The following is a 7883-nucleotide window of genomic DNA, read 5'->3' as shown; positions in this document are numbered from 1 at the left end:
CCTGCGAGCGCACGCCCAGGCCCACGAGGAGCTCGCGGATGCGCGCCTGCCGCGCGGCCTTCGTCTGCGGCGCTGAGCCCGGGACGGAGCTCACGGTGCCCCCAAGCCCTCCACGACGGCCTGGCCCGAGCGGTGCAGGAGCCACGCGAGGAGCGCCTTCTGTGCGTGGAGCCGGTTCTCGGCCTCGTCCCACACGATGGACTGCGGGCCGTCGATGACGTCAGCCGAGACCTCGTAGCCGCGGTAGGCGGGGAGGCAGTGGAGGAAGACGGCGTCCGGGGCCGCCTTGGCCATCGCCGCCGCGTCCACGCCGTAGTCGCGGAAGAGCTGGAGGCGGGCCTCCTTCTCGGCCTCCTGGCCCATCGAGACCCACGTGTCCGTCGCGACGACGTCGGCGCCGTCGAGCGCGGCCGCGGGATCGACCGTGATGAGGACCGACCCGCCCGTCCCGGCGGCGACGCGCTCGGCCTCCGCGACGACGTCCGGGTCGGGGAGGTAGCCGTCGGGGCCCGCGACGCGCACGTGCATGCCGGCCGTGGCGCCCGCGAGGAGGTACGAGTTGGCCATGTTGTTCGCGGCGTCCCCGAGGTACGCGAGCGCGAGGCCCGCGAGCCGGCCCTTGTGCTCGCGCACGGTGAGGAGGTCGGCGAGCAGCTGGCACGGGTGGTAGTCGTCGCACAGCGCGTTGACCACTGGAACACGCGAGTTCGCTGCCATGTGCTCGAGCCCCTCGTGGGCGCCGGTGCGCCACACGATCGCGGCGACCATGCGCTCGAGCACCTTCGCGGTGTCCTCGACGGATTCCTTGTGCCCGATCTGGGCCTCGCCCGGGTTGATGATGAGCGGCGCGCCGCCCAGGTCCGAGATCCCCGCCGAGAACGAGACGCGCGTTCGCGTCGACGTCTTGTCGAAGATCACGGCGACCGTCTTGCGGGCCGAGCCCTCCGCGGCGAGCGGCTGCGCCGAATACGGCGCGGCCTTGAGCCGGACGGCGAGGTCGAGGACCTCGGCCTGTTCGGCGGGGCTCAGATCGGTGTCCTTGAGGAAATGACGGACCGTGCTGTTCGTCATGCGCCCTCCTTTTCGAGCTTGTCGGTGATGGCCGCCGCGGCTGCGGCGACGAGCCGGGGCAGCGCGGCGAGGAACGTGTCCGCCTGCTCGGCCGTGAGGATGAGCGGCGGCGCGAGCCGCAGCGTGCGCGGGCCGGGCGCGTTGACGATGAAGCCCTCGCTCAGGCCGGCGTCGACGACGGCGGCCGCGAAGTTCGCGCCCTCCGGCACCCCAGCGGGGAGCGCGAGATCGAAGCCGATGAGGAGGCCGCTGCCGCGCACGGCGACGACCTCGGGCAGCGCCGAAAGGCCCGCGCGGACGTGCTCGCCCACCGCCCGGACGTTCGCGAGGACGCCCTGGGTCTCGATCGTGTGCAGCGTCGCGAGCGCGGCGGCGGTCGCGACGGGGTTGCCGCCGAACGTCGTGCCGTGCTGGCCAGCCGTGAGCAGCGCGCTGTTCTCGGCGCCGAACGTGATGAGGGCACCGATCGGGAAGCCGCCGCCGAGGCCCTTCGCGAGCGACATCGCGTCGGGGACCACGCCCGAGCCCTCGATCGCAAACCACGAGCCGGTCCGGCCCACGCCCGTCTGCACCTCGTCCACGATGAGGAGCGCGCCAGCCTCGTGCGTGAGGCGTCGCGCCTCGGCGAGGTAGCCCGCGGGCAGCGGGATGACGCCGGCCTCGCCCTGGATGGGCTCGAGGAACAGGGCCTGCGTGGTTGCGTCGATCTCGGCCTTGAGCGCGTCGAGGTCGCCGAACGGGATATGGACCACGCCCTCGGGCAGGGGCGCGAAAGGCTCCCGGTACGCCTTCTTGGCCGTGAGCGCGAGGGCGCCCATCGTGCGGCCGTGGAACGCGCCCTCGAGCGCGACGATCTTGGTGCGGCGGCCGCCGTCGTTGTTCCGGCGCGCAAGCTTGAACGCCGCCTCGTTGGCCTCGGTGCCCGAGTTCGCGAAGAACACCTTCGAGCCGGACGGGGCGTGCGCGATCTCGAGGAGCTTCTCGGCGAGCGCCACCTGCGTCGGGCTCGTGAAGAAGTTCGAGACGTGGCCGAGGGTCGCGAGCTGGGACGAGATGACGCTCGTGACGAACGGGTGGGCGTGGCCGAGCGCGTTGACGGCGATCCCGCCGAGCAGGTCGAGGTACTGCTTGCCGTCGGCGTCCCACACGTAGCAGCCCTGGCCACGGACGAGCACGCGCTGCGGCGTCCCGAACACGCCCATGAGCGAGTTCGAGTAGCGCGCGAGCCATGCGGCGCCCGTCGACGTGCCGACGAGCTCGGAGACCGGCCTGGTCTCGGGGGTATTGGGGGTGACACTCATGCGGTTCCTCCTGTCTCGTCCGGCACAACCTGCGTGCCGACGCCCGCGTCGGTGAAGATCTCGAGAAGCATCGTGTGGGGGCTCCGCCCGTCGACGATCGCGGCGCGGTCCACTCCCTCGCTGACGGCCTTGAGGCACGCGCCCATCTTGGGGATCATGCCCGATTCGAGGGATGGGAGCATGGCCCGCAGCTCGGTGGCCGAGATCTGCGAGACGAGCGAGCTCTTGTCCGGCCAGTTGCGGTACAGGCCCTCGACGTCGGTCAGGACCACGAGGCGCGACGCACCCAGCGCAACGGCGACCGCGGCGGCCGCCGTGTCCGCGTTGACGTTGAGCACCTGGCCGGTCGGCTGGAAGCCGCCTTCGCCATCGGGCTCGACCTCGGGCGCGACCGTCGAGATGACGGGGATGCGGCCCGCCTCGAGGATGTCATGGACGGCGGCGGGTTCGACGCCGACCACCTCGCCCACGAGGCCGAGGTCCACCTCGACGCCGTCGACCACGGCGCCCGTGCGGACGGCGCGCAGCAGCCCCGCGTCCTCTCCGGAGAGGCCGACCGCGTAGGGGCCGTGGGAGTTGATGAGCCCCACGAGCTCGCGGCCCACCTGGCCCGTGAGCACCATGCGGACCACGTCCATGGTCTCGGGCGTCGTGACGCGCAGGCCGCCCTTGAACTCGCTCTCGATGCCCACGCGTCGGAGCATCGCGTTGATCTGCGGGCCCCCGCCGTGGACCACCACCGGGTGGATGCCGACGTGGTGGAGGAACACGATGTCCTCGGCGAAGGCGCGGCGCAGCTCCTCGTTGACCATCGCGTTGCCGCCGTATTTGACCACCATGGTGCTGCCCGCGAACTTCTGGATCCACGGGAGCGCCTCGATGAGGGTCTCGGCCTTGTCCATCGCGAGCCGGATGTTCGTGCTGGTCATGGCTGTCTCCGTCCCGGCTCAGCTCGAGTAGGCACTGTTCTCATGCACGTAGTCGTGCGTGAGATCGTTCGTGAGGATCGTCGCCTCGGCGTCGCCCGCCGCGAGGTCGATCTCCACCAGGACCTCGCGCGGCTCGAGGTTCACGAGCGAGCGGTCCTCGCCGATGCCGCCGTTCTGGCACACCTCGATGCCGTTGATGGAGACGTTCAGCTCGTCCGGATCGAACACCGCGTCCGTGGTCCCGACCGCGGAGAGGACGCGCCCCCAGTTCGGGTCCTTCCCGAAGATCGCGGTCTTGAACAGGTTCGAACGGGCGACGGCGCGTGCCACCACCTCGGCGTCGCTCTCCGTGGCCGCGTTGAACGCGCGGATCGCGATGTCGTGGCTCGCGCCCTCGGCGTCGCCGATGAGCTTGCGGGCAAGCTCGGCGCAGACCTGCGTGAGCCCGTCCGTGAACTGCTGCGCGGACGGAACGGCCGCGGACGCGCCAGAGGAGAGCAGCACGACCGTGTCGTTCGTGGACATGCAGCCGTCGGAGTCGGCGCGGTCGAACGTGACGCGCGTCGCGTCGCGGAGGGCCGCGTCGAGCATCTCCGGAGCGGTAGCGGCGTCGGTCGTGAGGACCACGAGCATCGTCGCGAGGCCCGGCGCGAGCATGCCCGCGCCCTTCGCGATGCCGCCGATCGTGTACTGGGCCCCGTCGGCGTCGACCCCGGTGAACACGGCCTCCTTGGGGACCGTATCGGTCGTCATGATCGCGAGCGCCGCCGCGTGCCCGCCGTCGTCCGCTAACGCGGCCGCGGCAGCCTCGACTCCCGCAAGGATCTTGTCCATGGGCAGCTGCTCGCCGATGAGCCCCGTCGAGCAGACGACGACGTCACCCGCCGAGACGCCGAGCACGTCCGCGGTCTTCTCCGCGGTCGTGTGGGCGTTCTGGAAGCCCTGGGGCCCCGTGCAGGCGTTCGCGCCGCCCGAGTTGAGGATCACGGCGTCCACGCGCCCGTCCCCGATGGCCTGGCGCGACCAGCGCACGGGCGCCGCGGCGACCCGGTTCGACGTGAAGACGGCCGCGCCGTTCTTGTCGGGGCCGTCGTTGACCACGAGGGCCACGTCCGGCTTGCCCGAGGCCTTGAGGCCGGCGGTCACGCCGGAGGCCCGGAAGCCCTTGGGTGCGGTGATGGTCACGGTGCGACTCCCAGCTGTGCGAGGCCGGCGCCCTCGGGGAGGCCCAGCGCGATGTTCATGGACTGCACCGCGCCGCCCGCGGTGCCCTTCGTGAGGTTGTCGATCACGGAGCTCACGATCACGCGGCCCGCGTGCTCGTCGAACGCGAGCTGGATCGCGGCGTTGTTCGAGCCGACGACCATCTGCGTGGCGGGCCACTGGCCCTCGGGGAGCACGTGGATGAACTGCTCGTCCGCGTACGCGGTCTCCCACGCCGCGCGGAGCTCGGCAGCCCCGATGCCGGGCTTGACCCGAGCCGTCGCGGTCGTGAGGATGCCGCGGCTCATCGGGGCGAGCGTCGGGGTGAAGGATATCGTCACCTGTGTTCCGGCGGCGTTCGCGAGGCCCTGCTCGATCTCGGGGGTGTGCCGGTGGCCCCCGCCCACTCCGTAGGGGCTCATGGACCCCATGACTTCCGAGCCGAGGAGGTGCGGCTTGACGGACTTGCCCGCGCCGGACGTCCCGGACGCCGAGACGATCACCACATCCTCGGGCTCGAGGAGTCCCGCCGCAAAGCCCGGGACGAGCGCGAGGAGCGCCGAGGTCGGGTAGCAGCCGGGGACGGCGATGCGCCGCGCTCCGACGAGCTTCTCGCGCTGCTTCTTAATCCCGCCCCCGCCGCCCGAACCACCCCCGCCCAGAATCAGCTCAGGCAGCCCGTACGGCCACGTGCCCGCGTGCTCCGAGCGGTAGAACTTGAACCACGCCTCAGGGTCCTCGAGCCGGTGGTCCGCCCCGGCGTCGATCACGAGCGTCTCGGCGGGAAGCTGGGCTGCCACCGCGGCGGACGCGCCGTGCGGGAGCGCAAGGAAGACGACGTCATGCCCCGCGAGGTTCTCCGCGGTCGTCTCGACGATTTCGCGGCCGGCAAGGCTGAGGAGGTGCGGCTGGAGCGCGCCGAGGCGGCTCCCCGCACTGCTGTGCGCCGTAATGGCGCCGATCTCGATCTCGGGATGGTTGGCCAGCAGTCGGAGGACCTCTCCCCCGGCGTAGCCGCTGGCCCCGGACACAGCTGCGGTAATAGTCACCCGGCCACTATAAGCAAACTTATGCAGGCATATCAATATTTATGCATGACAGAGTCGCAGCGGCCCTCCCCTCTTAGGATGGGTACCCGGACGAGAACGAACGAACCAGGGAGTGACTCCATGATCAACGCCATCGTCGCCAACGCCCCCGGCGGCCCCGAAGTCCTCGAGCCACAGGCCGTGGACAGGCCAGAGGCGGGTCCGGGCCAGCTCCTCGTGCGGGTCGCAGCGACTGGGGTCAACTTCATCGAGACGTACCAGCGCCAAGGCCTCTACAGCGTGCCGTTCCCGTTTACCCCGGGCGACGAGGCCGCCGGAACCGTCGAGGAACTCGGCGAGGGAGTCGAGGCATTCTCGGTCGGGCAGCACGTCGCGACCGCTGAGGGCCGCCGCGCGTACGCCGAGTACATGATCGTCGACGCGGACAAGGCCCTGCCCGTCCCGGAGAACCTCGACCTGCAGACGGCGGCGGCGCTGCCGCTCCAGGGCATGACGGCGCATTACCTCATCAACTCGACGTTCCGCGTCGAGCCGGGCCAGACCGCGCTAGTGCACGCCGGCGCTGGCGGCGTGGGGCTGCTCCTCATCCAGATGATCAAGGCGAAGGGCGCGCGGGTCATCACGACCGTGTCCACTGACGCGAAGGCCGAACTCGCGGCCGGCGCGGGCGCCGACCACGTGATCCGCTACTCGGGTTTCGAGCACCATGTGCGCGAACTCACCGCGGGCGCGGGCGTCGACGTCGTGTACGACGGCGTGGGCCGCGACACGTTCGACGGCTCCCTCGCGTCGCTGCGGACGCGCGGCTCCCTCGTGCTGTTCGGGGCGGCCTCGGGCCCCGTCCCGCCCGTCGACCCGCAGCGGCTCAACGCCGGCGGCTCGCTGTTCCTCACGCGCCCCACGCTCAAGCACCACCTGCTCAATCCTCAGGAACGCCTGTGGCGCTCCTCCGAGGTCTTCGCGGCCGCCGCTGACGGCTCGCTCACAGTCCGCATCGGCGCAACCTTCCCGCTCGCGTCCGCAGCCGAGGCGCATCGCGCGCTCGAGGGCCGCGCGACGACGGGCAAGGTGCTCCTCGTCCCCTGAGGTCCGACTGACCCTTGAGCGATACCCAGCCCCTGGCCGCCGGCACGGCGGAGCGTCCCTACCCCCCGCAGCTTCCGGCGTCTGACCGCACGCCGCCCGAGCGCACCCTCATCGACGTCCTCACCGCGACCGCGGAGGCCTTCCCGGAGTCTCCCGCGCTCGACGACGGAACCCAGGTCTTGAGCTACGCCGAACTCCTCGAGGAAGTCCGCTCGGTGGGCCGCCGCCTGCACGCGGCCGGGCTCGGCGCCGGCGACAGGGTGGGGATCCGCATCCCGTCCGGCACGAACGAGCTCTACGTCTCGATCCTCGCCGTCCTGCTCATCGGCGCGTCCTACGTCCCGGTCGACGCGGACGATCCCGACGAGCGCGCGAAGCTCGTCTTCAGCGAGGCGGCCGTCGCCGGGATCCTCCACGCCGGGGAGTCGCTCGTCGCCGACAAGAAGCGGCCCGCGCCGTTCCCCGAACCGCGCCTGCCCGGTCCCGACGACGATTGCTGGGTCATCTTCACCTCGGGCTCGACAGGGACCCCGAAGGGCGTCGCCGTCAGCCACCGCTCCGCCGCGGCGTTCGTCGACGCCGAAGCCCGCCTCTTCCTGCAGGCGGAAACGCTCGGCCCCGAGGACCGCGTTCTCGCGGGCCTCTCCGTCGCGTTCGACGCCTCGTGCGAAGAGATGTGGCTCGCGTGGCGGCACGGCGCGTGCCTCGTCCCAGCGCCGCGCGCGCTCGTGCGCACGGGCATGGACCTCGGTCCGTGGCTCGTCCAGCGCGGCATCACGGTCGTCTCGACCGTCCCGACGCTCGCCGCGCTGTGGCCGGGCGAGGCGCTCGAGAACGTCCGCCTGCTCATCTTCGGCGGCGAGGCCTGCCCGCCCGAGCTCGCGCAGCGTCTCGCGGTCGAGGGCCGCGAGGTGTGGAACACCTACGGCCCCACGGAGGCCACCGTCGTGGCGTGCGCGGCACAGCTCGGCGCGAACGGGCCCGTGCGGATCGGCCTGCCGCTCGACGGCTGGGACCTCGCGATCGTCGACCCGGACGGCGTGCCCGTCCCCGAGGGCGACGTCGGCGAGCTCATCATCGGCGGCGTGGGGCTCGCGCGCTACCTCGACCCCGCGAAGGACGCCGAGAAGTACGCCCCCATGCCCTCGCTCGGGTGGGAGCGCGCGTACCGCTCGGGAGATCTCGTTGCGTACCAGCGCGAGGGCCTCATCTTCCAGGGCCGCGCCGACGAGCAGGTCAAGCTC

The 7883-nt window shown here is 71.6% G+C and carries 7 protein-coding genes; 2 read left to right on the top strand and 5 right to left on the bottom strand.

Annotation, left to right across the window (positions count from 1 at the left end):
* Window positions 1-90 precede the first annotated feature (90 nt).
* The 5 genes from argF to argC are packed head-to-tail and all read right to left on the bottom strand — an operon-like array spanning window position 91 to window position 5553.
* Window positions 91-1071 (bottom strand): ornithine carbamoyltransferase, encoded by a 981-nt coding sequence (argF, locus tag ACLN58_RS14520; RefSeq protein WP_415855972.1) that lies wholly within the window; start codon window positions 1069-1071, stop codon window positions 91-93.
* Window positions 1068-2372 carry an acetylornithine transaminase gene (locus tag ACLN58_RS14515; protein ID WP_415855971.1) on the bottom strand — a complete coding sequence of 435 codons (1305 nt, stop codon included), beginning with the start codon at window positions 2370-2372 and terminating at the stop codon, window positions 1068-1070. The genes argF and ACLN58_RS14515 overlap by 4 nt, the downstream gene beginning before the upstream one ends.
* Entirely contained in the window at window positions 2369-3301 is a 933-nt protein-coding gene (gene argB, locus ACLN58_RS14510; protein WP_415855970.1) for an acetylglutamate kinase, read from the bottom strand. Before argB ends, ACLN58_RS14515 begins: the two co-directional genes overlap by 4 nt.
* Before the next feature lie 18 nt (window positions 3302-3319).
* A complete protein-coding gene (gene argJ, locus ACLN58_RS14505) occupies window positions 3320-4486 on the bottom strand; it encodes a bifunctional glutamate N-acetyltransferase/amino-acid acetyltransferase ArgJ (protein ID WP_415855969.1) in 1167 nt (388 codons plus the stop codon).
* The gene (argC, locus tag ACLN58_RS14500) at window positions 4483-5553 is read right to left on the bottom strand and encodes an N-acetyl-gamma-glutamyl-phosphate reductase (protein WP_415855968.1); all 1071 of its coding nucleotides are present in this window, start codon (window positions 5551-5553) and stop codon (window positions 4483-4485) included. The genes argJ and argC overlap by 4 nt, the downstream gene beginning before the upstream one ends.
* 120 nt (window positions 5554-5673) lie before the next feature.
* On the opposite strand from argC, the gene ACLN58_RS14495 reads away from it, so the two are divergent.
* Complete coding sequence (locus ACLN58_RS14495) at window positions 5674-6639, top strand: quinone oxidoreductase family protein (protein WP_415855967.1); 966 nt, start codon at window positions 5674-5676, stop codon at window positions 6637-6639.
* Window positions 6640-6653: 14 nt separating this feature from the next.
* A partial coding sequence (locus tag ACLN58_RS14490; protein ID WP_415855966.1) for an AMP-binding protein occupies window positions 6654-7883 on the top strand: 1230 nt, incomplete at its 3' end.

Source organism: Sinomonas sp. G460-2, from assembly GCF_047759905.1.
In the GTDB taxonomy this organism is placed as follows: domain Bacteria; phylum Actinomycetota; class Actinomycetes; order Actinomycetales; family Micrococcaceae; genus Sinomonas.
This window is presented reverse-complemented; position numbering and strand designations above follow the sequence as displayed.

What these genes read in the sequence shown, in the direction of transcription:
- argF (WP_415855972.1), bottom strand. Translation starts at nt 1,071, where the DNA reads ATGACGAACAGCACGGTCCGTCATTTCCTCAAGGACACCGATCTGAGC.
- ACLN58_RS14515 (WP_415855971.1), bottom strand. Translation starts at nt 2,372, where the DNA reads ATGAGTGTCACCCCCAATACCCCCGAGACCAGGCCGGTCTCCGAGCTC.
- argB (WP_415855970.1), bottom strand. Translation starts at nt 3,301, where the DNA reads ATGACCAGCACGAACATCCGGCTCGCGATGGACAAGGCCGAGACCCTC.
- ACLN58_RS14495 (WP_415855967.1), top strand. Translation starts at nt 5,674, where the DNA reads ATGATCAACGCCATCGTCGCCAACGCCCCCGGCGGCCCCGAAGTCCTC.